Annotated in this window: 20 protein-coding genes; 6 read left to right on the top strand and 14 right to left on the bottom strand. The window is 63.1% G+C overall.

What is annotated here, in order from left to right; translation table 11 throughout:
* Positions 1 to 20: 20 nt before the first annotated feature.
* Positions 21 to 1,148, bottom strand: a complete 1,128-nt coding sequence (locus tag ACFQL3_RS08620; protein WP_377053295.1) for an RNA ligase — start codon at positions 1,146 to 1,148, stop codon at positions 21 to 23.
* A gap of 111 nt (positions 1,149 to 1,259) precedes the next feature.
* On the opposite strand from ACFQL3_RS08620, the gene ACFQL3_RS08615 reads away from it, so the two are divergent.
* Both ACFQL3_RS08615 and ACFQL3_RS08610 read left to right on the top strand, forming a co-directional pair.
* Positions 1,260 to 1,946, top strand: a complete 687-nt coding sequence (locus ACFQL3_RS08615; RefSeq protein WP_377053293.1) for an RNA ligase partner protein — start codon at positions 1,260 to 1,262, stop codon at positions 1,944 to 1,946.
* Entirely contained in the window at positions 1,930 to 2,187 is a 258-nt protein-coding gene (locus ACFQL3_RS08610) for a hypothetical protein (RefSeq protein ID WP_377053291.1), read from the top strand. Before ACFQL3_RS08615 ends, ACFQL3_RS08610 begins: the two co-directional genes overlap by 17 nt.
* Before the next feature lie 35 nt (positions 2,188 to 2,222).
* On the opposite strand, the gene ACFQL3_RS08605 is transcribed toward ACFQL3_RS08610, so the two are convergent.
* Positions 2,223 to 2,690: a histidine kinase gene (locus ACFQL3_RS08605; RefSeq protein ID WP_377053289.1), complete on the bottom strand. Its 468-nt coding sequence runs from the start codon at positions 2,688 to 2,690 to the stop codon at positions 2,223 to 2,225.
* An 88-nt stretch (positions 2,691 to 2,778) separates the two neighbouring features.
* Positions 2,779 to 3,813 (bottom strand): aspartate-semialdehyde dehydrogenase, encoded by a 1,035-nt coding sequence (asd, locus tag ACFQL3_RS08600; protein ID WP_377053287.1) that lies wholly within the window; start codon positions 3,811 to 3,813, stop codon positions 2,779 to 2,781.
* A gap of 148 nt (positions 3,814 to 3,961) precedes the next feature.
* Here asd and ACFQL3_RS08595 point away from each other — a divergent pair, with 148 nt between their 5' ends.
* Entirely contained in the window at positions 3,962 to 6,271 is a 2,310-nt protein-coding gene (locus tag ACFQL3_RS08595; RefSeq protein WP_377053285.1) for a nitric-oxide reductase large subunit, read from the top strand.
* Positions 6,272 to 6,349: 78 nt separating this feature from the next.
* Here ACFQL3_RS08595 and ACFQL3_RS08590 read toward each other — a convergent pair whose 3' ends face one another.
* From ACFQL3_RS08590 to ACFQL3_RS08555, 8 genes are all read right to left on the bottom strand, one after another.
* Complete coding sequence (locus tag ACFQL3_RS08590; protein WP_377053283.1) at positions 6,350 to 6,538, bottom strand: 30S ribosomal protein S17e; 189 nt, start codon at positions 6,536 to 6,538, stop codon at positions 6,350 to 6,352.
* A 62-nt stretch (positions 6,539 to 6,600) separates the two neighbouring features.
* Positions 6,601 to 7,191: a DUF447 domain-containing protein gene (locus ACFQL3_RS08585; protein ID WP_377053281.1), complete on the bottom strand. Its 591-nt coding sequence runs from the start codon at positions 7,189 to 7,191 to the stop codon at positions 6,601 to 6,603.
* A gap of 40 nt (positions 7,192 to 7,231) precedes the next feature.
* On the bottom strand, positions 7,232 to 8,074 hold the full coding sequence (locus tag ACFQL3_RS08580) for a triphosphoribosyl-dephospho-CoA synthase (protein ID WP_377053279.1): 843 nt from the start codon (positions 8,072 to 8,074) through the stop codon (positions 7,232 to 7,234).
* Positions 8,075 to 8,132: 58 nt separating this feature from the next.
* Positions 8,133 to 8,564: a hypothetical protein gene (locus ACFQL3_RS08575; RefSeq protein WP_377053277.1), complete on the bottom strand. Its 432-nt coding sequence runs from the start codon at positions 8,562 to 8,564 to the stop codon at positions 8,133 to 8,135.
* A gap of 61 nt (positions 8,565 to 8,625) precedes the next feature.
* Positions 8,626 to 9,369 carry a tRNA-dihydrouridine synthase gene (locus ACFQL3_RS08570; RefSeq protein WP_377053275.1) on the bottom strand — a complete coding sequence of 248 codons (744 nt, stop codon included), beginning with the start codon at positions 9,367 to 9,369 and terminating at the stop codon, positions 8,626 to 8,628.
* A 4-nt stretch (positions 9,370 to 9,373) separates the two neighbouring features.
* Positions 9,374 to 10,366: a 2-phospho-L-lactate transferase gene (cofD, locus tag ACFQL3_RS08565; RefSeq protein WP_377053273.1), complete on the bottom strand. Its 993-nt coding sequence runs from the start codon at positions 10,364 to 10,366 to the stop codon at positions 9,374 to 9,376.
* An 87-nt stretch (positions 10,367 to 10,453) separates the two neighbouring features.
* Positions 10,454 to 12,001 (bottom strand): TrkH family potassium uptake protein, encoded by a 1,548-nt coding sequence (locus ACFQL3_RS08560; RefSeq protein WP_377053271.1) that lies wholly within the window; start codon positions 11,999 to 12,001, stop codon positions 10,454 to 10,456.
* Positions 11,998 to 12,669 (bottom strand): potassium channel family protein, encoded by a 672-nt coding sequence (locus ACFQL3_RS08555; RefSeq protein ID WP_377053269.1) that lies wholly within the window; start codon positions 12,667 to 12,669, stop codon positions 11,998 to 12,000. Before ACFQL3_RS08555 ends, ACFQL3_RS08560 begins: the two co-directional genes overlap by 4 nt.
* A 238-nt stretch (positions 12,670 to 12,907) precedes the next feature.
* On the opposite strand from ACFQL3_RS08555, the gene ACFQL3_RS08550 reads away from it, so the two are divergent.
* On the top strand, positions 12,908 to 13,108 hold the full coding sequence (locus tag ACFQL3_RS08550; protein WP_377053267.1) for a hypothetical protein: 201 nt from the start codon (positions 12,908 to 12,910) through the stop codon (positions 13,106 to 13,108).
* 124 nt (positions 13,109 to 13,232) lie between these two features.
* Here ACFQL3_RS08550 and ACFQL3_RS08545 read toward each other — a convergent pair whose 3' ends face one another.
* Complete coding sequence (locus ACFQL3_RS08545) at positions 13,233 to 14,801, bottom strand: hypothetical protein (RefSeq protein WP_377053265.1); 1,569 nt, start codon at positions 14,799 to 14,801, stop codon at positions 13,233 to 13,235.
* An 88-nt stretch (positions 14,802 to 14,889) separates the two neighbouring features.
* Here ACFQL3_RS08545 and ligA point away from each other — a divergent pair, with 88 nt between their 5' ends.
* Positions 14,890 to 16,566, top strand: coding sequence for an ATP-dependent DNA ligase LigA (ligA, locus tag ACFQL3_RS08540; RefSeq protein ID WP_377053263.1), 1,677 nt, complete (start codon positions 14,890 to 14,892; stop codon positions 16,564 to 16,566).
* Between the two features lie 58 nt (positions 16,567 to 16,624).
* Entirely contained in the window at positions 16,625 to 17,371 is a 747-nt protein-coding gene (locus ACFQL3_RS08535; protein WP_377053261.1) for an MBL fold metallo-hydrolase, read from the top strand.
* A gap of 5 nt (positions 17,372 to 17,376) precedes the next feature.
* On the opposite strand, the gene ACFQL3_RS08530 is transcribed toward ACFQL3_RS08535, so the two are convergent.
* Entirely contained in the window at positions 17,377 to 18,468 is a 1,092-nt protein-coding gene (locus ACFQL3_RS08530; protein ID WP_377053259.1) for a DNA topoisomerase IV subunit A, read from the bottom strand.
* Complete coding sequence (locus ACFQL3_RS08525; protein WP_377053257.1) at positions 18,465 to 20,921, bottom strand: DNA topoisomerase VI subunit B; 2,457 nt, start codon at positions 20,919 to 20,921, stop codon at positions 18,465 to 18,467. The genes ACFQL3_RS08530 and ACFQL3_RS08525 overlap by 4 nt, the downstream gene beginning before the upstream one ends.
* Between the last annotated feature and the right edge of the window lie 211 nt (positions 20,922 to 21,132).

Genomic DNA, 21,132 nt, shown 5'->3' with positions numbered 1-21,132 from the left:
TTCAGTGTGTGCCTCTCCTGTCACTCGTCACGAGTGCCGCCCTCCAGATAATGCTGCGTGCGATCCCGCGTGGATTCCGCCACCTTGACGAACTCGACGACCCGGTCGCCGTCTTCGCGCCGATCCGCTTCGATTTCGAGGGTGAGCGAGTGGTCGCGGAGATGCTCGAGCAGGGCCGCGACGTGCTCTGGCGCGCCCCGCACCGTGTGGCGTTCACCGACGGTCTTTCCGGCCTCGATCTCTCGGATCGTCTCGACCATCGGCAACAGGATCGACTCGCCGAGGTCGTGTGCCCGCTCTCGCAGGCGCTCGTCGGTCTCGTCGAACTCGGCGGCCTGAAACGCGTCGCGAATGACCCGGGAGAAGACGAAATCCCGTCCATACTCGAAGGGGAGTGAAAACGCGTGAGCGAGTTCGTGATGATGCTGGAACTCGGTCGTGTACTTGACCATCGATTCGCCATCTGCGGACTTCATCAGTACTCCCTCTCGTCCCGCCGCATCGAGTTCCGCGACCGCATCGCGGATCGGGCCGACCAGTTCGGATGGCTCGCCGCGGGCAAAGAGACGCGGCTGGTCGAAGCCGTACGAGTCACAGAGTGCTCGCCGTTCGGCCACGGGCAACGGCGTCCCTGACTCGCGATCACGGATGCCGAACACGCGTACCGCGTGTGACTCGATCGCATCGTAGTCGTGGGGTGTGTACGGTGACTCCGGGCCGATCAGTTCGGCACAGAGCATCTTCTCGGGGTGGTCGGCGAAGAACGCCTCGGTATCGAGGAGTGTTCGCACCCGTGGCGTGGTGTACGGGCAGACGTATCCCCCCCGGGTGAACGCGACGACCTCACCGACGTCGGCGATTCGGACGTTGAAGCCGTTGAGTTTCTCCTCGACGGCGATGGTTGGTTCGTCGTCGAAAAAGTCGGTGACGCCGGGGTCCAGGACGAGGATGCGGGGGATACTCGGATAGCCACGGACGATGGCGTCGGCCGCGGGGACGAGGACTGTCCCGCGCTCGAGGCCGTGGCGCGCATCGGGAAGCGCATGGTAGGTCCTATCGGCAGTAGAGTACTGTTCGAAGTGTTCGAACAGCTCAGCGGGCTCCTCCGCGGCGGTATCCAGCCGGTCGAAGTACTCCCGTCGGTCCATAGTTCGATTGAGTCGATAGCCGAGCAAAAACACCGGGGGGTGATCTCTGGGGGCTACGATTTGGCCCCAGCGGGGAGGACCATTTTGTTGCTCGCCCGAGAAATAGGGCATATGCCGGGAGAAATCCCACGCCAGCGGTTCGTGCTCGACACCTCGCTGTTCATCACCGAAGAGATCCGGGCGGACGACGAGTCCCTCGAGGAAGCCGTCCTGCGCTTACTCGAGTACGTCGCGACGGCCCGCCTCGAACTCAATATCTCCTGTTACATGCCACCCTCAGTGCACGACGAACTCGCGACAATGCTGCACGAACGCGACGTCAGCGACGAAGTGTTCTCGCGACTCGATACCTGGGTCGTTCGGAAGAGCCCGGACCGCTACGGCGTCTCTATCCCAGCGGACATCGTGTACAACTTCATCGACGAGATGAGCGACCGGGTCAACCGTGGCCTTCGCGTTTCCGAGAAAGCGTTCCGGGAGGTAGAACAACTCGATCCGGAGGAACTCGCGACCGACACGAGCGACGGCCGGAACGAGTACATGACCGAGGCCGACCGCATCCTCTCGAACATGCGCGACAGATACCGCCGCGCGCTCAGAAAGGGGGTCCTCGACTCGCGGGAGGACTTCGACCTGCTGATCCTGGCGAGAGAGCTAGAGGCGGGCGTCGTCACCGAGGACCGAGGAATCATCTCCTGGGCGGACGAGTTCGGTCTCCGGTACGTCCGCGGCGGGCAGTTCCCGACGTTGCTGGAGGAGTATCTGCGTGCGACCGGCATCGATGAGACCGATACATGAGCGTCTCGGCTTCGGCTATCTCCTGTTCGTCGGTCTGGATGCCCGCATCGCCGCGTTTCAGGGCGAGTTGATCCTCGGCTACTTCCTCCGCATCTGGGAGAACATGACGGTGTACGAGCGGATCCTGCAAGACGACGAGGAGGCGGTCGCCGACGAACTGGAAGAGCAGGTCCCCACGAAGGCCGACGAGCGGCTTGCACAGCAGTTGCGGGATCAACTGGAAGACAATATAGAGACCTGACCGGCCAGACGGATAGCTGGCTCCGCACGAGCGGTTCAGTATCGGCTCTGCAACGCCGCGAAGACGCTCCCGAGGACCGCACCGTACAGGATGTGTCCCAGCCCGCTAATCGGGTTGACTGCCGGTATCGGTGGCGATGCGGGGCCGACGGCACCGAGCCATGCCGGCATCACGATTCCCGCTGCGAACAGCCACAGCACGACTCCCCAGATGATCCCTAGCGACATACTGGAGAGCACCTCGGTGCGGTACTGATCGAGCGGTGGCCAGGCGAACGCGACGCCGAACGTCAGCGCGAAAATCACCGAATGGGCCATATGTGCGGCCCAGCCCGCGACTGTGGATTCCAGCGTGTACAGCCCTGCGACGGACTGCATGATCCCCATGACGAGATACATTACGATGCCCATCAGTACGCCGGCGATGAGTCCACTCAGAACGAGTATGACCCAGAAGTCGGCGGTGAAAGTGAACTGCTCGTTTTCGTAGGATCGGACTCCCATTATGTCAGCAGAATCGGTTGGACAGGGTATAGTATCTCTCCTGAAATGTATTCGGGATACACAGCCGACTGGGAGACGGAATCGAGTTCTAGAGGTAGCCTTTCTCCAGCAGTAGTTCGCCGTTCAGCACGCTCGCGCCGGCGGCCCCACGGATGGTGTTGTGTGCGAGGCAGTCGTACTGGATGCCGTCGCTGGTCTCTTTGACCGGGCCGGTTGCGAGCGCCTGCCCGTCCGCGAGGTTCCGATCCAGACGTGGCTGGGGCCGGTTCGGATCCTCGAAGACCTTGATGAGTTCGTCCGGTGCGCTGGGGAGGTCGATGGTCTCGGCCGCGCGGAACGCCGACTCGACCGTTGCGCTGTCGACGTCATCGTCGAGTCGGGCGAAGACGTTCTCGAGATGACCGTCGAGCGTCGCGACGCGGTTACACGATGCCGAGACGTCGACGTCGTGCCAGGTCAGTTCCGCGCCGTCGAACTCGCCGAGCAGTTTGCGGGACTCCGTCTCCATCTTGTTCTCCTCGCCGCCGATGTGCGGGAGGACGTTGTCGATAATCTCCATCGAGGTGACGCCCGAGTAGCCCGCGCCCGAGACGGCCTGGAGCGTCGCGACGTGGACGCGGTCGAGGCCGAACTGGTCGAGGACGTTGAGCGACGGCACCATCGTGATGGTGGAGCAGTTGGGGTTCTTGATGAGTGCGCCGTCCCACCCACGCTCGTCTCGCTGGACTTCGAGCAGGTCGATGTGGTCCTGATTGACCTCCGGAATCACGAGCGGAACGTCCTCGGCCAGCCGTGAGTTCGAGGAGTTCGAGGAGACGATGTAGCCGGCCTCAGCGAAGTCCGGTTCGACTGTCTCGCCGACGCTCGAGGGGAGCGAGGAAAAGATCAGGTCGACGTCGTCCGGAACGGCGTCCGGCGTCGTCGCGCCGACGGTGATGTCGGCGACGTCCTCCGGAATCGGCGAATTGACGCGCCACTTCGCCGCGTCACTGTAGGCCGATCCCTCGCTCGATTCGCTGGCGGTCAACGCCGCTATCTCGAACTCCGGGTGGGGGTCGAGTAGTTGGATCAGTCGCTGGCCAACGGCACCGGTCGCTCCAAGAATTCCAACGCGTACAGACATTTGGTATAGGTGAGATTCCACGAGTCAAAACGGTTTGGATACGGTCTCGGTAGCGGGACGACTCGGATCGGCCGAACATATTCGTCCCCCCTACCGGTGGCTGAGAATCGGTAAACGGTTGATAGGTGGTCCGGCAAGAGGGCCGGGTATGAAGCTACAACGCTCGACTATCGCGACCATCCTCGCGGGAGTGTTCATCGTGAACCTCATCGTGATGGGTGGTGGCGCATGGCTCACCTACGAGAACGAACCGGAGATACCGGGCACTATCGTCGGCCCGGACGGCGAGACGGTTACGACCGATGCGGATGTCCAGGCCGGAAAGACCGTCTTTCAGGAGAACGGCCTGATGAACCAGGGCTCCATCCTCGGACACGGTAGCTACTACGATACGGATTACACGGCGGAGACGCTGGAGTTGAAAGCCGAACACATGCGGTCGTACTACGCCGACGAACGGTACGGCACGGAGTATTCGGCCCTCGATCCCAGTGATCAGGCCGGAGTCGACCAGCAGGTTCGCCAGGAACTGGACAACAGCGAGTACGAGTCCAGAATCGAGTACTCCGCGGCCGAACTGTACGCACACGAGCAGGTCCGTGAGGAGTACGTGGAGCGCTACTACGGTGGCGACCGCGAACGCGGCATCCCCAGCGAGCAGATTTCGACGGCTGAAGAGGCCGAGCAGTTCGCTGACTTCGCGCTGTGGACCGCGTGGATCTCCCACACTGATCGACCGGGTTCGGACGTCTCGTTCACCAACGAGTGGCCGTACTCGCCCGCAGCGGGGAACGACGCCAGCGCGTCGGTGATGACCTGGAGCGTTGTCGCGATTGTGTTGCTCGTTACCGGTGCCGGGGCCGGAATCTGGCTCTACCAGGCGGTCGAAATCCCCGAACCTAACGCCGCAGGGATGTCGATCCCGCATCCCAGAGATATCGATCTCACGCCGAGTCAACTGCTCAGTTCGTGGTTCATACTCGTCGGCGCGCTCTTATTTCTCGCACAGACGTTGTTAGGTGGCTTACTTGCCCACTACTACATCGAGCGCGACGGCTTTTTCGCGCTCCGAGAACTGGTCGGGATCGACATTCTGGAGTGGCTACCGTGGTCTATCGTCCGGGCCTGGCACATCGATATGGGGATCCTCTGGATCGCGACGATGTGGATCGGGGCCGGCCTGTTCCTCGCACCGCTGATGACCGGCCGTGATCCGCCGCGGCAGGCGCTGTACGTGAAAGGCTTGCTTGCCGCCCTGCTCGTCGTTGTCGTCGGTGGACTCGCCGGAATCTGGCTCGGCGTCCACAACTTCTTCGACGGGCAGTTGTGGTGGCTCCTCGGTACCGAGGGCCTCGAGTACCTGGAGGTCGGGAAAGTCTGGCAGGCGGGCCTCCTCGTCGGCTTCCTGGGATGGACTGCACTGGTCGCACGTGCGTTCAAGCCCTTACTCGATAGAGAACCTCGCTACGGGCTTGCACACATGATCGTCTACGCGGGCGGATCGATCGGACTCCTGTTCGTCGCGGGGTTCATGTACACGCCGAAGACGAACATCGTGACCACCGAGTTCTGGCGCTGGTGGGTCGTCCACATGTGGGTCGAAGGTGTCTTCGAGTTCTTCATCCTCGTAGTCATCTCGCTGACGCTCGTCTCGATGAACCTCCTCAGGAAGCGCTCGGCCGAGAAGGCGGTCATCTTCCAGGCGATATTCGTGATGGGCAGTGGGATCATCGGCGTCTCGCACCACTACTGGTGGATCGGTCTGCCGGAGGTGTGGCTCCCACTCGGGACTATCTTCTCCACGCTGGAGTTCGTCCCGCTGCTGTTCATCCTCTACGAGGCCATCGGCCAGTACCGGGCAATGGGCAGTACGAAGCGTGACTTCCCCTACAGGATGACGTTTTACTTCATTATCGCATCGAGCGTCTGGAACTTCTTCGGGGGCGGGGTGATGGGCTTTTTCATCAACCTCCCAATCATTAGCTACTTCCAGAGCGGAACCTATCTCACCGTCGCGCACGCCCACGGTGCGATGTTCGGCGCGTTCGGCTTCCTCGCGATGGGGATGGCCGTCTACATCCTGCGGGTGACGACTCGCGTCGAGCGCTGGTCCGAGCGACGCCTGCGCTGGTCGTTCTGGCTGTGCAACATCGGTCTCGCGCTGATGTTGTTCCTCTCGTTGCTCCCGATCGGCTTCCTGCAGCTAGAAGTCGCCTTCGCCGACGGCTACGCGGCGGCGCGGAGCCTGGAGTTCTACAACGGTGAACTGATCCAGACGCTGTTCTGGCTCCGTATGCCCGGCGACACGCTCGTGATCCTCGGATCGCTCGTCTTCGCCTGGGACGTCGCCGAGAAGGTGTTGTTCCACCGCAAACCCGCTCAGGAGAGCGCCCGGAACGTCATCTCTGATCGCGTCTTCGACCGTCAGAGCGGCGAACTCCCCGCTGACGACGACTGAGCGGGGTCGGCCGTACTCACGGTTCGAGGACGGACCTGTCGGTGCCGAACTCGATTCACGAGGAACGCAGAAAACGAGTTACGCTACCTGACCGGCTTTCTTCCGCGAGATGAATCCCGCGACGCGGTTACGAACGTCCTTGGACTCGATGTTGGTGAGCGTGTCGACGCCTTTCTTGTTGTGCTCGAAGTCGTCCGAGAACGCGTCGGGGTACCGCTCCAGTAGTATGTGGCCTGTCTTCTTGACGTATCCTGGTTTGATCGGCATGATAGGAGAGTTGTCCGCTCGGTGCCTAAAAGGGTTCGATTCCGCATCCTTAGCGGACGTTCTCACTGGGCGTCTCGCCAGTCGACCAGTTCCGAGAGCCGTTCGAAAGCGGCCTGCTCCCCCGGTCCGCCGCAGGCATCGACGACGCTCTCGAAGTAGGTTAGCCGGTCGACCAGCGTCGCGGTGTCGTAGGCGTCGACGTCGAGGCGTGACGCCGCAACGGTGGCCTCGATGACGGCGTAGTAGCCACGGTTCGTGGTTCTGGGGTGGCGCTCGGCGACCGCGCTATCGACGGGTCTGAGTGCCCATTGTTCCGTTTTCGTCCCCTCGTCGTTCTCGACGCCAATCGATTCGGCGGAAACTTCGACCCACGCGTCGGCCTCGTCGAGCACGGGTTCCTGACGTTCGCGGATCGATAGCGCGGCGTCGACGAACAGTTCGGGATCGTAGGCGAACTGCACGTGGCCCCGACCGTTCCGGCGGAAGTTGCGCCGCGTCCGGGTGTTCCCCCACGTCGTCGCGGTGACCGGATCGCCCGCGTGGACGCCGAGGGCGGCGACGTTCCACAGATCGTTCGGCCCGAGCGTCGTGACGAGGGATTCTGTCACGCCGACGAGGTCGACGGGCCACTCCGCGGTGTCGGTCTCGCTCACGTGAACACACCTCCCGGTCGCCGCCCGGACGCGTCCCGACTCACGGTTCGATCCTGTCCCGTTCCAGCGCGACGTAGAGTCCGCCAGCCGTCAGATCCGCCGTCGTTCCGGGATTGATCCCGGCCCGTAGCAGCGACTCGGCGAAGGCCTCGACCAGTTCCGGGCCTCCCTCGCGCGCCTCCTGTGCCCGCACCATCACGCTCCGGGCGGTCCCATTCCCGTGTTTCTTGGCGATGTGTTGATCCGGTTCCCGCGAGAGCAAGTAGAGAAACGTCGCTGCGGCGCGGTCCGGAAGCGGGCCGTCCCCATCGGCGATCAGATCCGCGGCCTGAAACGTCCGCTCGAAGCCGTTGGTCCACTCCTGTGCGATGCCGTCCCGATCCGCGCTCTTTTCCATTAGTTCGGCCAGGGTCAGTCCGCGCTCCCGGACTGCGGGCACCGCCTCGCTTCCACGCCGGACGTCGAGGTCGTCCATCTCCTCCGGTGGATCGCCCGCTCTGACCTCGACATGGTCGAACGCGCGGTAGAACTCGGCGGCGTCATCGACGGTCGTTCCCCCGACCACTGTCCGCGCACCGTCCCGGGTCAACTCCTCCGTGGCAGTCGCTCTGACGAGTGGTACGAGAGTCAGAAGGGCGCCGAACTGCGTGTTACCGCCGGACTGGTCGGCCATCCCCTCGATCGATCGCTCGAACGCGGTACCGACCCCCCGTTCGGGATCCAGCGCCATGCGGAGTCCGTTCTGTGCACCGACTGCACCGGCGAGAAAGTGCTCGAACCGCAGTCCCGGAAGATCGTGTTTCCGATCGACGTTGCCCGGTTTCGGGGTACCAGTGACCTCCACCAGGAGCGCGAGTTCGGCGTTCTGTGCGGGCGTTCGCATACGTGTCTACGTGGTCGCTTTGGCTACTTATAACGTGGCGAGACAGCCGATGATCCGGTCACCGTTCGCGTTCCCTCGCGGCCGCGTCGGTATCGGACTGACGCGTGTCGCCATCGAAGTCCAGTTCGGCGTCGTCGTCGAGAAAGCCTTCGATCCGACGCTCGAAGGTCTCTTCGTCGATTTCGCCGGCTACGTACTGCTCTCTGAGTTCGTCGACGATATCTGTCTCCTCCCCCTCCGCCACCTCATCCGACTCGGATCTCGTGAGCATCCAGGCGAACGCGATCAGCGGGCCGACGATCACTGCGATCCCGAGGGTTCCTGCGAGCAGGCCGAAAAGTGCGTTGCCAGTCTCCGCGCCGACAGCTATCGCTGCGAAGACGACGCCGAGCGCCATCGACGCGACCGTCATGACGACGACTAGTCCGATCAGGATGGCTACGACCGTCGCCCGGGGAGGGAGGTCGTCGAACCAACCGGCCAGGGCCATGTGCTATAGTAGCCGTACCGGCGCTTGAAAGTTGGGCTGAGGGGGTCGCCTACGATCACAATTAGACGGAGTATTGCCCGAACCACTCGTCGGCCGCCTCGCGGACGCGGCGGAGGACGGCCGGTTCGTTGCTCGGTCGACCGACGCTGACCGCATCCGCTCCGTAGGAGAGGTACTCCTGTACTGACGCCCGATCACGGACCTCGTTGTTGGCGATTACGAACAGTTCGGTCGCGTCCGTTATCTCGTCGACCATCGGTTCGGAGTCCATCGCGTCGACGTGGACGAACGATGCCCCGGCATCCTCGATGACTTCGGCCGTACCCACCAGATTGACACCCTCTACCTCGGTTCGCATCTTCACGCCGACGGTCGCCCCCGTCGCCGCCGCGCAACCGACGTACTCGGCGAGGCGGTCGGTATCGGCGAGCAGGGACTCCCCACAGCCCACCGCACAGAGTTCGTCCTGTCGGCAGTGCGCGTTGATCTCCAGGAGCGCGTCGTGACGCGCACAGACCTGTGCGGCAGACTGGAGCGGGTCGAGGGTGGTTGTCCGGACGTTCCACCCCGGCCGGATCGGCACGTCCTCGAGCGCCTGTAGTTCCCGTTCCACGAACGCGAGCGGATCGTCCGGTAGGAACTCCTCGCGGTCGCGGTTGACGAGCGAGCGCGCGGCCTCCCTGCTGTTCTCGTCGAGGGCGATTCCGCCCAGAAACGCCGCACCGGCGTACTCGGCGCCGTACTCGGCCCACTCGGCATCCGCCCGGCCGCTCAGACTGGCCAGCGCGACGCGCGGTGCGAACACGTCGCTATCTGACCTCCTCCAGCGCGCGCTCGACCGCCGTCGTCACCCGTGCGGCGTCGGAGCGGTCGTCCATCGTAATGTCCGTCTCGACGGTCGGCTGTTCGAACTCGGTGTCGTCGCTCTCGTCGACGACGAACGCGTCGGCGAACGGGAACGCGGTTTCGAGTCCCGCGCTGCCCGGCTCCGCGCCGACCGCCTGCATGAGCTTTGCGGCTGGCCCGGAGAACGCCTCCCCCTCGATGAACGGCGAGACCACGACGACGTTCGTCGACCCGAGCGCGTCACCGATGCCCGGCACCGAGAGCATCGGCCCAATGCTCGTCACGGGGTTCGAGGGGCCGACGACCACGTCGTCTTCGAGCGCCTCCAGCACGCCCGGTGCTGGCTCGGCATCGGCGGAGCCACGGAACTCCACGCTGTCGACCGCGGGGTCGGCCTCCTCGGCGACCCAGAACTCCTGGAAATGCATCGTCCTGTCGGGTGTATGTATCATGCTCGCGACCGGATCGTCGCTCATCGGGAGGACGTCCACCTTGATGTCGAAGCCCGATGCTAGCGCCGTCGTGACCTCCGACAGCGTCTTGCCCTGATCGAGCAGACTCGTCCGGGTGAGATGGACCGCCCGGTCCCGGTCACCGATCTCCATGAACTCCGCGGCTCCGGAGAACCGACGCCAGTTCGCCAGCGGCCGACCTGCCGTCTGTTTCTCGTCGGGTAGGTATGCCGGTTCGTCGTCGATTCCCATCGCCTCGCCGAGTTCCTGAAGCGCGGTGTGGCTGCGCGTCGTATCCCCCTTGATCCCCCACCAGCGCTCGCGGTCGAGGACGCCACCGCCCTGAAACAGTAGCGTGTCGACGTCCGGACAGACGAGGAGTCCGCCGAGTTCTACGTCATCGCCCGTGTTCGCGATGACCGTCGTCTCGTCGGGAGAAAACGAGGCTGCGGCACCGTCCAGTAGCTTCGGCGTGCCGGTACCGCCCGAGAGAAACGTAACCATACGAGTCGTAGGGGAGTGCGGGAATATAGTAGTGACGAGTGTCTCCGCTTTCACCCAGAGAAAGATCCGACCAGGCCAGTCACACGGCTATCGGTACAGATCGAGCTTCTGGAACACCGTCCCCAGCAGGACGGCGACGGGGATGATCTCCAGTCGGCCGACCCACATGTTGAAGATCAGGGTCACCTTTGCGATGTCGGGGAGCGTCGGCCCGGTGATCCCGCTATCGAGTCCGACCGTACTCTGTGCACTCATCACGTCGAAGATCACGTATTCGGCCGGATAGTCCGGTGTGAGAACGAACAGCATCAGGGCAACACCGACCATAAGACAGAGGATCCAGAGGACGAGCACGACGGCTGCCTCCGTGTACTCTCGCTCGACCTGCTCCTGGTCGAGTTTCCGATTTCCTAGCTGCAGGTATCGTACTGCGCTGTCGGCGGTGAAGACGCCCCGAATCTGCCAGACAGTGCCTTTGAGCAGGACGAGGACCCGGATGAGTTTGAGACCGCCGACAGTCGACCCCGCCGCGGCCCCGGTGAGCATCCCGAGACAGAGCAGAAACGTCGCTCCCGCAGTCCAGACCTGTTCGGTCCCGTTACCGATGGTCGTCGTTCCGAACCCGGCGTTCGACGTCGCAGAGACGAACTGGAACAGTCCGATCCGGAACGTCTCCTCGAACGTTTCGTACTGTCCGTTTGCCCAGAGCAGGGCGGTCAGAACGACCGTTCCGACGGTGAACCAGATGAACACCCAGCGGGTCTGAATGTCCCTGTAGACGTTACGCAGGTCGCCTTTGAGGATCATGTAGTGGGCCGGGAACGCGATGCTCCCCGCGATCATCACGGGGACGACTGCGTACTCGATCAACGGCTCGCCGTAATGGCCGATTGAGTTCGCGTGAATCGAGAACCCGCCGGTGGCAATCGCGGTCATCGCGTGGTTGATCGCGCCCCAGAGCGGCATCCCCGCCGCGAGAAAGAGCACGATTGCTGCGAGCGTGATGCCGACGTAGATCTTCCAGATCTCCGTTACTGTCGAGACGATGCTGGGGTGGATCTTCTCCGACCGTGCTTCGCTCTCGTACAGCGTCAGCGACCCACTGCCGGGACGAGCGAGAATGGCGACCGTCAGGACGATGACGCCGACACCGCCGATCCACTCGGTGAACGAGCGCCACCACTGCAGTGATCGTGGTAACTGCTCTTCGATTGCGGCCATCGTCAGCCCAGTGCTAGTAAAGCCGCTGATGCTCTCGAAGATACCGTTGACCGGCCGTCGAAAGACGGCGACAGTCTCGTTCGTCGGCGGCGTGTTCGCCCAGGCCGGATAGGGATCTACTGCGATGGTCCACGCGATGAACAGGAACGGAAGGGCACCCAGTATCCCGACGGCCCCCCATGCGGAGGCGGCCGTAATCATCGCTTCGAGTTTCCCGGCGTCCGGAGCCGTCTCCCACTGACGAACGAGGGCGGTCCCCAGGCCACCGACGATGGCTGCGGAGGCCGCGAACGCAGGAATCGCGTAGAACTCCCGATAGATGCTGGCAACGAGTATCGAGATTAGCATCATTAACGAGACGACCTGCAGTATGCGACCGAGGTCACGTCCAATCGTCCGATACCGTTGCTTCATGACGGACTGCCGGTAAACGCCGAAACCGCATCGTCCAGCGAGGCATCATCGGTAAAGACGGTCACCATATCACCCGCCTCTATCTTCGTGCTCCCTTTCGGTGCGCGAATCTTCCCCTCCCGCTCGAGTGCAACGATGAGTGCCCCCTCGGGCAGTCCGCCGGATTCCAGTGCAGTGTTGAGACGCACCCCGGCCATGGGTGCATCTTCGCTGACAGTTAGCTCCACGAGTTCGGTCGTCGAGTCCAGTTCGATGAAGTCGCTGACCTTCGGATATCGGACCGAGTGATACAGTGTATCGGCGATCAGCCGCTGTGGGTTCTCGATCAGCGTCGCGCCGACCTTCTCGAAGACGGGGAGGTTATCGGGGTCGTGAACCACGCTCACGAGGTTCGGAACGTCGTGTTCCTGGGCGAGCAACATCACCATGATGTTTGTCGCGTCGATATCGGTCGTCGAGATAACTGCGTCCGCCTGATCGACTTTCGCCTCCACGAGCGTCTCGTGGTCTCTCGCGTCGTCGTTCAGTACGAGACAGTCGTATGTCGCTGCGGCCTCGTTCGCCCGTTCTTCGTCCTGCTCGATGACGACGATATCGTTGCCGTCCTCTACCGCTCGTTCGACCAGATACGAACCGATATCGCCCGCGCCGACGATGATCATATACATCAACGATCACTGAATCCTGGGGCAACGACGAACTCGAACGATCCGTTCGAAAGGTCGTACGGGAATAGACGGAACAGACGTTTCGTCATCGATAGCATGGAACTGGGTTGATTTCGAGTGGTCTTGTATTTTGTGTGATCAACACGGAGCTACGACGGTAGAGGCCTCCTAATGCCCGAAATGTGGATCTTGGACGCCTCTATGTAGTTTTAAGCGTTCGTCCCGTCAAATAGTACGTATGAGAGACCTTCGTATCGGGAAACACGGAGTGGCGGTCCTTGTCGCCATCTTTCTGATCCTGACTATCGAAGATATCTTCATCTGGATCAATAGCGGAATCGTTCCCGGTATCGAGTTCTTCATCGCGTCGCTGGCCGTCGTCGTCGTGTTTGCGCTCGCTATTCGCCAATCCCAGAAGTACGATCCACCGGACAGTTAATTAGACACCGATCGTCGACCCAATGTCCGGTCGACTACCGATCGTCGACCCAATGTCCGGTCGACTACCGATCGTCGACCCAATGTCCGGTCGACTACCGATCGTCGACCCAATGTCCGGTCGACTACCGATCGTCGACCCAGTCGGTGAAACTACCATCTAGCAACGACTCGCGCTGGCGTTCTACGTACCGGCGCTGCATCCCGTACACCGCACTCTCGAAGTCGTCGCCGTCCTCCAGTCGGTTCTGCACCTCGCGGCGCTTCCATTCGGCAGGCGTGATCCCGTGACGGACGCGCTGTCTGAGCGGCCAGAGGTAGGTCTCGATATCTTCGTCGGTGAGGCCTCGGCCGCGAAGCCCCTCCGCGGCGTGTGCGAGGAGGTCGCCGTACAGCGCCGACGTGTCGGTTGTGTGCTCGCCGCTGTTGGTGATCCACTGCAACTCGGCGTCGAGGCCGTTCCGCATCGCCGCGTAGAAGTTGTCCCGGGCGGCCTCCCACTCCAGATCGGCGACGGGGTGTTCGACCTGTGGGAGGCTCTCCAACAGCCCCGCGAAGACGGCGAGAAACGCGACGGAGTCCCTGACCGTCGGCTGTGCGGCGATGGGGCGAAATTCGATTCGGGCGTTCGCTTCCGAGCGCGTCGGGCCGCCGAGGACCGGGCGGACCCAGCGCCAGTAGGTGCCGTGTTTGCGCCGGAAGTGAGCGAACTCGTCGTCGAAGCGGTTGCCCGTCTCGACTGGCATCGGGACGATGGTCTCGTCCGTAGCGATCCGTTCGACGGCCTGCGAGACGGAGTCGACATCGCGTGGGAAGCTGACTTTCCCCTCACTCCGCTCCGATCCGGGCGGATTGAGCGCGGACTCGAAGATAGCGATCCGGTGTTCCATCCAGCCGTCGTCGAGGATGTCCGCCGCGGTAGCGTCCTCGTCGTAGAGGTCCGGGGGGAAAAACGGGGAGTTGACCCCCAGCGCGAGGAGCGGCCCGGCGATCCGGATCGCATAGCGGAAGTACTCGGGGAGGTCGATGGCCTGTGGCACCTGGTAGTGTGGCTGGATCGACGTGATGAGGCTTTCGGGCATCACCGTGTCCGCCGATAGGGAGACGTGGGGTGCCTCGATACACATTCCGGCCTCGGTGGTGCCGTCCGCGTTGGCCATCGCGTGATACCGGGCGGTGTTGCTCATGTTCGTTGCGATCCGAATCTCGCTGTCCTCGACGCTGTCGGTGAGATAGTTCTGGGCCGTCTCGCCCTCCGGCGGTATCGTCCAGATGCCGTCGCTGACGAGTTCGATCCCCTCGGGTCGGGTGCAGTCGAGCGCGGCGGAGAGTCGCGCACAGATTTCTGCCTCCTCGGCGGCGAGGCCGTGGGCGTTGAGTGGCTGTGGGCTCGTCGTCATCTCGGCGTTATGGAGGCCCAGTTCCTTCTCGAAGCCGACCAGCGAGAGCAGTCGTCGTGGGACCCGTCGAAGGGTTCCGACGGCATCGTCGACACCTGCCCACGGGTCGCTGTCCGGGCGGGCAACAGCGTAGAACTCGTACTCGAAGCCGACGATGGCCTGTGAGTTGTCGAACGTTCCTGCTCTAAGCTCTTCCTTGATGACCTCCGTGTCTGTCTCGACAGCCGCCTGGAACTCCTCGGCGTCGACCGACAGCAGGTCTGCCACCTGCGCCGCGAGTTGGGCCTCCGGCATACCCCTCTCTGTGACGCCGACGGTATTGAAACCCGCGGCTGCGTCACCTTCGGATCGTTTTTAACACCGACGGGCGTACCGGCTGGCGATGGAGTTCAGGGAGTTCGCCGACCACGCCGAACGGATCGAGGAGGAGCCAGCGGATCTCGAAATCGTCTCGCTGGTGACCGACCTGCTCGCGGCCGGCAACGACGACCTCCCGCTGATCGCCCGGTTCGTGCAGGGTCGCGTCTTCCCGGCGTGGGACTCGACGACGCTCGACATCGGTCCGAACTACCTCTACGAGGCAATCGCCAGAGCCGCCGGACGAAACGTCGGCGCGGACGACGTCGAGTCGACGCTAGCCGATGTCGGTGAGATCGGTGCCGTCGCGACAAGCTACGAGTTCGGCGGCCAGCGCGGCCTCGCGTCGTTCGGTGCGGGCGGCGACGAGGATGCCCTGACGGTCGGCGAGGTAGCCGACGAACTGGAGACGCTCGCAGCAGTCTCCGGCGACGGGAGTCAGGACACGAAGATAGATCTCCTCTTTGGCCTCCTGAACCGCTGTGAGCCGATCGAGGCGCGCTATCTCGCCCGGATCGTCCTCTCGGAGATGCGGATCGGCGTCGGCGAAGGGGCTGTCAGGGACGCCATCGCGTCGACGTTCGACGTGCCCGTCGAGGACGTCCAGCGCGCCCTGCAGGTCTCGAACGATTACGGTCTGGTCGCAGAGGTCGCTTGCGACGAGGGGGGCGAGGGACTCGAAGAGATCACGCTGGAACTGGGCCGCCCCGTACAGGCGATGCTCGCACAGGCCGGGTCAGTCACCGACGCGCTGGAGGAGTGGGAGGAAGCCGCCGTGGAGTGGAAGTACGATGGCGCGCGCGTCCAGTTGCATTACGACCCCAACGGAATCGAGGGCAAGCGTGATACGACGACCCGCGTCTTCTCGCGGAACATGGAGGACGTCACCGCCGCGCTTCCGGAGGTCGTCGAGTTCGCGGAGGACCGTCTCGCCGAACCGGTCATCCTCGACGGGGAGGTGGTTGCCATCGACGCGGACGGCGACCCGCTCCCGTTCCAGCAGGTGCTCCGGCGGTTCCGGCGCAAGCACGATATCGAGGCCGCACGCGAGGACGTGACGGTCCGGCCGTCCTTCTTCGACTGTCTGCACGCGGGCGGGGAGGACCTGCTCGAAGAACCGCTCTCCCGGCGTCACGACCGGGTTGCCGACCTGCTCGGCGACGGCCCGGAGCGCTCCACGCTCGAAATTACCGACGATCCCGACGAGATCGAATCAATCGATAGCGAGGCGCTGGCGGCCGGTCACGAGGGGATCATGCTCAAAGATCCGGACTCGACGTACTCGCCGGGCCGTCGCGGCAAGCACTGGCTCAAACGCAAACCGGACGTCGAGACGCTCGACCTCGTCGTTACCGGCGCGGAGTGGGGCGAGGGGCGACGGGCCACCTTCCTCGGCACGTTCCTGCTATCGGCCCGGACCGCAGGCGGCTACGAGACGCTGGGAAAAGTCGCCACGGGTATCACCGACGAGGAACTCGCGGAACTGACGGACCTGCTCGAACCGCACATGCGCGGCGAGGACGGCCAGAGCGTCGATATCGACCCCGAAGTGGTCTTCGAGGTCGGCTACGAGGAGATCCAGTCCTCGCCGACGTACTCCTCGGGCTACGCGCTCCGTTTCCCCCGGTTCGTCGGCGTCAGAGACGATATCGACGTCCACGACGCGGATAGTCTAGAACGGGTCGAACGGCTTGCAGACTGAGCCCTGACCGAACGCCGGAAGCCGAACGCTTAACGATCCAGTCGACTAGCGTCCAACTATGACTGTTACCTACGGCGACCTCACTATCGACTGGCTCGGCTACGCGACCGTTCGGATCGAACACGACGATACGGTCGTCTACCTCGATCCCGGCCGCTACGGCGTCCTGACCGGCGAATGGACGCCCGAGGGGCGGGACGTCGGCCACCCGCCGGCCCGAGAGTACGATGCGCAGGACGGCGACCTCGTCTGTATCACCCACGACCACCACTACAACTCCGACGGGATTCGCCGCGTGGCGGACGAAGACGCGACGGTCGTCGCCTACGATGCAGTGTACGCACCGGGAATCGGCCGCGACGTCGAGCGCTTGCAGGATCTGCCCTACGACGTCTTGCGCGTCGACGAACACACGGACGAGTTACTCGGCGACGTGATCGTCAGGACAGTACCGGCGTACAACAGGCCGGACGGCCCGAACGTCGACGCGAGCGGCGAGCCGATCCATCCCGAGGGGTTCGGCGTGGGCTATCACCTCACGTTCGGCGATACGACCGTCTTCTGGCCGGGGGACTCGGACGTGCTGGAGGGCCACGAGCAGCTAGATGTCGACGTCTTCTTGCCCTCTATCAGCCAGAGTTTCACGATGGACCGCCACAGCGCGGCTGATCTCGCCGAGGAACTCGACCCGGACCTCACGCTACCGATCCACTACAACACCTTCGGGGCGCTGGAGGCGGACTCGGACGCGTTTGTGGTCGATCTGGCAAAGCGGGGCCTGCCCGTCGCGCTGGACGAATCGTAAAAAGTCTATAGCATCCCCATCTCTTCCAGACGGTCCGGGAGATAGGTGTCCGTCACGAAGTCAAGACCGCGCGAGGCAAGCGCCTGCTGTTCGGACTTCTTGCCGATATCGAGCTGGATCTCGATCTGTTCTTTCCAGTACTCCGTCTGGAAGCGCGGGTCCTCCAGTTCGCTCTCCAGGGCGTTGATATCGGAGTCCGAAAGTGGGTCGGTCGGCAGGTCGTACTCGACGATGTCCTCGGGGCGGACGCCGATGAACTGCGCTTCCGGCGTCGCCAGATACTTCGAGAGGTGGGCGGACTTGATCGAGCCATACGCGACGGAGCCGTAGATCCGGTAGGACCACGGGTCGGCGTCAGTAAAGACCGTCACCGGAAGGCCGAGTTCGTCTTGCAGTCGCTTGATCAGCCGGCGGGTCGCCCGCGCTGGCTGGCCTTTGAGGTGGACGATCAGAGCGTTGTACTCCTCGTCGAAGCCGTTCTCGACGAGGCGGTCGCGCATACCACCGGTCTCGACGGCGAGGACGAAGTCGGCGTCGCAGTCGAGGAACTCGATCGTGTCGGGGTTGTTCGGGATCTGGTAGCCCCCCTCGCCGACGTCTTTCTGGCAGTGGATCTTGCGCTCGCCGCGGCGGGTCTGCTCGCGGATGTGGAGCGGCCCCATGACCGTCGCGCCGGACTCCTCGGGACGCATGTGGAAGTCCTCGCGAGTGACCTCCGAGACGATCTCCAGGTCCTCGATCATCTGGTTGGACTCGTCCTGACTGGAGAACTGGGCCTCGTCGCTGTCCCAGGACTCCGAGAGGTAGTAGAGTTCACGCAGGGTCGAAGAGCGATCCTCTTCGAGTTGGTTGTTGAGGAACTCGATGGTGTAGACCGCCTTCAGCAGTTTTCTCGCACCGCGGATGCTGTTGGCAGAGCGGGTGCTCTCGCGGTCGCCGTACACCCAGACGTTAGAGTCCTCGTCGTACTCGATGTTGGTCTTGGTCCGGGTCGGCAGACTCATCGTCGGGATCTCTCCGCGGTCGAACTGGTCGTAAAACTCCGCGGCGAGGTCGATCAGTTTCTTCTGGGCTTCCGTGTTGCTGTCAGTACTCATTGGTCATTCACCGTCAGTTTCGCGTCTTCGACGCCCTCTACCGTCACGTCGAACGTGGCATCGGGATCCGTGGCATACGATAGCGTGGCTTCGTCGCCGCTTTTGATCGTCGGCGACCACTTGACGAACCACTCGCCGTCCATCTCGACGACGGTCGCGTCGTCGGGGAGGTTGCTGGGCTCGGCCGTCACGATGTCTGTCAGTTCGATCGATTCGTTCGTGTTCGAGTTGTTTTCTATTGTCAGGTTCACCGTGCTGGCGTTGCCGTTGCCCTCGACCGCTCGGTCGACGAGGACGTTGTTCATAATCCGGGCCAGCGCGTCGTCGAAGTTCGGCGCCGACTGGTCGGTGACTTCGGAGACTTTCTCGGCCATCTCGGGCAGGATATCCGCCAGGACGTCCTGTTTCTTCTTCCGTTTCTCCATCGAGCGGCGCTTGTTGAGGTAGCTCTTGAGTTCGCGGGCCGCCTCGCGGATGGCGAGTTCGATCTCGTCTTCGATCTCCGGGACGTTGGCGATGGCGTCCTTGGACTCGCTCGTGAACGGAACGTTCGTCGAGGCGACGTGGATCATGATCACGACGGGGCCGTTCGGAACGCCGTTGCCGCCCGGCTGATCGAGGTTGTAGTTCCGCCAGCCGATATTCTTGATGACGTCGGTCGTCGCACACGCGCCACGCTGATAGACCAGTGGGACGCGGTTGGCAAACCGAAGCACCTCCGCTTTCCCCTCGGCGGTCAGGTCGCCGCCGTAGGCGATGCCGGCCTCGACGATGAACGGGTCGCCACCATGGACGTCGGCGTCCCGCGTCGCCGCCGCGTAGAAGTCGGCGTTGTACTCCTTGCGGAGTCCGGCCTCGACCAGCGTATCGGTGATCGGCGAGAGGCAGTTCGTCGGCGGCGACATGATGTTCGCCGCGCGCATCGCCTCTAGTAGCTCGCTTGCCGTGTCACGGCTGTCCGCGATAGCCGAGACCTTCGGCGGGTCGTCAGGCACGGTCTGCATGCGATCCCAGACCGCCTCGACGACGTTCTCGCGCGCTGTCCCGCCGAACGTCGCCTCGCTGTGCTCTTCGAGCATGTCCGCTGAGCGGTCCATGTACCGGTTCAGTTCGTCGTAGGTCGTCCGGTCGCGGAAATCGTCGCTGTCGGCGAACTTCGAGGCCAGGCGGTCGGCGATTCCCTTGATCGTCGCGTCGTCCTTGCGCGTACTCGTCGCGTCGTCGACGATAGTGTAGAGGTCGGCTGCGCGCCGTCCAGTTCCCTCGCTTTCGTCGTCTTCGGCTCTCTCGTCCGGTAGCCGTCCGTCAGTGACGACGGTCCAGACTGCCTCGACGACGTTCTCGCGAACCGTCTCGCCGAGGGTCGTATCGTGGCCGTTGCCGACCTCGGTCGCGGCCTCGCGGACTGCGGCGACCACCGTGTGGTGGGCGATCCGCTCTTCGTCGTCGAGTTCCGCTTCGACCGCCTCTCCGAACGCCTCCGTCGCGGCCGGGCTTTTGCCGTTGGTCGCGTCCACGACTGCGTCGGCGATGCCAGCCTCGTGGGTCTGGGGTGGTGTCCACGACATCTCGCGACCGTAGTGTCGGTCGCGGAAGCCGTCGATAACGCTGTCGGCCGTCTTCTTGCCGACGCGGGTGAACTCGCTCTGGAGGAATCCGGATATGGAGTGTGAGTCCGTCGCTTGAAGCATCTTCAGCACCGTCCCGAGTTCGACGCCGTGGGGGTGGGGGCGGATCTCCTCGGTCTCGGCGGGCAGTTCGGCCTCCTCGGCGCGCTCGAACTTGAAGTGTTCTTGCGGTTCTTTTAGCTCCACGCGTGCGTGCGGGTTGACGACTGCAGTGTGCTTGATGTAGTCGTGAAGCTGTGAGCGCGCTCGCATGTTCGCCTCCATCTCGATTTCGATCCGCGTGCCGTGTGGCCGATCCCACGAGGTCGTGTCCTCGGCCCGGATCTCCGGCTCGTTGGTGTCAGTGTCGATGACGAGTTCGAAGTACTCGGCTTCCTCCGAACCCTGCGTTCGGCTGGTGATCTTCGCCGGCTTGCCGCTGGTGAGCTGGGAGTAAAGTACTGCCGCGGAGATTCCAATCCCCTGCTGACCGCGGCTCTGTTCTCGCTTGTGGAACCGGGAGCCGTACAGCAGTTTTCCGAAGACTTTCGGAAGCTGTTCTTTGGTAATACCGGGACCGTTGTCCTCGATGATGAGCGTGTAGTAGTCGCCCGATTCCTGAATCTCGACGTAGATGTCCGGGAGAATGCCGGCCTCCTCGGCGGCGTCGAGCGAGTTGTCGACCGCCTCTTTGACGGCGGTGACGAGCCCGCGGGCACCGCTGTCGAAGCCGAGCATATGCTTGTTCTTCTCGAAGAACTCGGCGATAGAGATCGCTCGCTGGCTCTCGGCCAGTTCTTCGGCGATCCCTTCGTCCTCGCCGAGCGTCGATTGAAACGAGGTCATTACGGAACGGTTAGCGGTGGGGGAAATAAAACCCATTCGTTAGCGGAGTGAAAGTGGAATCGGGTGGGATTCGTTCGAAAGATCCGATTACACGCCAAACACCGGGCGGTAAGCAGAGCATACGCCTCCTGTTTAAACCTGCTGGCCGAGCGCGCTCGCGCGCGTACGTGAACTTTATCACCCCCGAAAGACTAGAGGAAAGTAGATTTTA

The sequence above is a fragment of the Natronoarchaeum sp. GCM10025321 genome (genome assembly GCF_042663585.1).
In the GTDB taxonomy this organism is placed as follows: Archaea; Halobacteriota; Halobacteria; order Halobacteriales; family Natronoarchaeaceae; genus Natranaeroarchaeum.
Note: the sequence above shows the minus strand (reverse complement) of the source record. Positions and strands in the feature narration are given on the sequence as shown.

Excerpts from the sequence above, each read along its gene's own strand:
- ACFQL3_RS08535 (WP_377053261.1), top strand. The coding sequence starts at position 16,625 with ATGACTGTTACCTACGGCGACCTCACTATCGACTGGCTCGGCTACGCG.
- ACFQL3_RS08545 (WP_377053265.1), bottom strand. The coding sequence starts at position 14,801 with ATGCCGGAGGCCCAACTCGCGGCGCAGGTGGCAGACCTGCTGTCGGTC.
- ACFQL3_RS08560 (WP_377053271.1), bottom strand. The coding sequence starts at position 12,001 with ATGAAGCAACGGTATCGGACGATTGGACGTGACCTCGGTCGCATACTG.
- ACFQL3_RS08555 (WP_377053269.1), bottom strand. The coding sequence starts at position 12,669 with ATGTATATGATCATCGTCGGCGCGGGCGATATCGGTTCGTATCTGGTC.
- ACFQL3_RS08580 (WP_377053279.1), bottom strand. The coding sequence starts at position 8,074 with ATGCGAACGCCCGCACAGAACGCCGAACTCGCGCTCCTGGTGGAGGTC.
- ACFQL3_RS08615 (WP_377053293.1), top strand. The coding sequence starts at position 1,260 with ATGCCGGGAGAAATCCCACGCCAGCGGTTCGTGCTCGACACCTCGCTG.
- ligA (WP_377053263.1), top strand. The coding sequence starts at position 14,890 with ATGGAGTTCAGGGAGTTCGCCGACCACGCCGAACGGATCGAGGAGGAG.
- ACFQL3_RS08595 (WP_377053285.1), top strand. The coding sequence starts at position 3,962 with ATGAAGCTACAACGCTCGACTATCGCGACCATCCTCGCGGGAGTGTTC.
- ACFQL3_RS08575 (WP_377053277.1), bottom strand. The coding sequence starts at position 8,564 with ATGGCCCTGGCCGGTTGGTTCGACGACCTCCCTCCCCGGGCGACGGTC.
- ACFQL3_RS08530 (WP_377053259.1), bottom strand. The coding sequence starts at position 18,468 with ATGAGTACTGACAGCAACACGGAAGCCCAGAAGAAACTGATCGACCTC.
- cofD (WP_377053273.1), bottom strand. The coding sequence starts at position 10,366 with ATGGTTACGTTTCTCTCGGGCGGTACCGGCACGCCGAAGCTACTGGAC.
- ACFQL3_RS08605 (WP_377053289.1), bottom strand. The coding sequence starts at position 2,690 with ATGGGAGTCCGATCCTACGAAAACGAGCAGTTCACTTTCACCGCCGAC.
- ACFQL3_RS08610 (WP_377053291.1), top strand. The coding sequence starts at position 1,930 with ATGAGACCGATACATGAGCGTCTCGGCTTCGGCTATCTCCTGTTCGTC.
- ACFQL3_RS08550 (WP_377053267.1), top strand. The coding sequence starts at position 12,908 with ATGAGAGACCTTCGTATCGGGAAACACGGAGTGGCGGTCCTTGTCGCC.
- ACFQL3_RS08620 (WP_377053295.1), bottom strand. The coding sequence starts at position 1,148 with ATGGACCGACGGGAGTACTTCGACCGGCTGGATACCGCCGCGGAGGAG.
- asd (WP_377053287.1), bottom strand. The coding sequence starts at position 3,813 with ATGTCTGTACGCGTTGGAATTCTTGGAGCGACCGGTGCCGTTGGCCAG.
- ACFQL3_RS08525 (WP_377053257.1), bottom strand. The coding sequence starts at position 20,921 with ATGACCTCGTTTCAATCGACGCTCGGCGAGGACGAAGGGATCGCCGAA.
- ACFQL3_RS08590 (WP_377053283.1), bottom strand. The coding sequence starts at position 6,538 with ATGCCGATCAAACCAGGATACGTCAAGAAGACAGGCCACATACTACTG.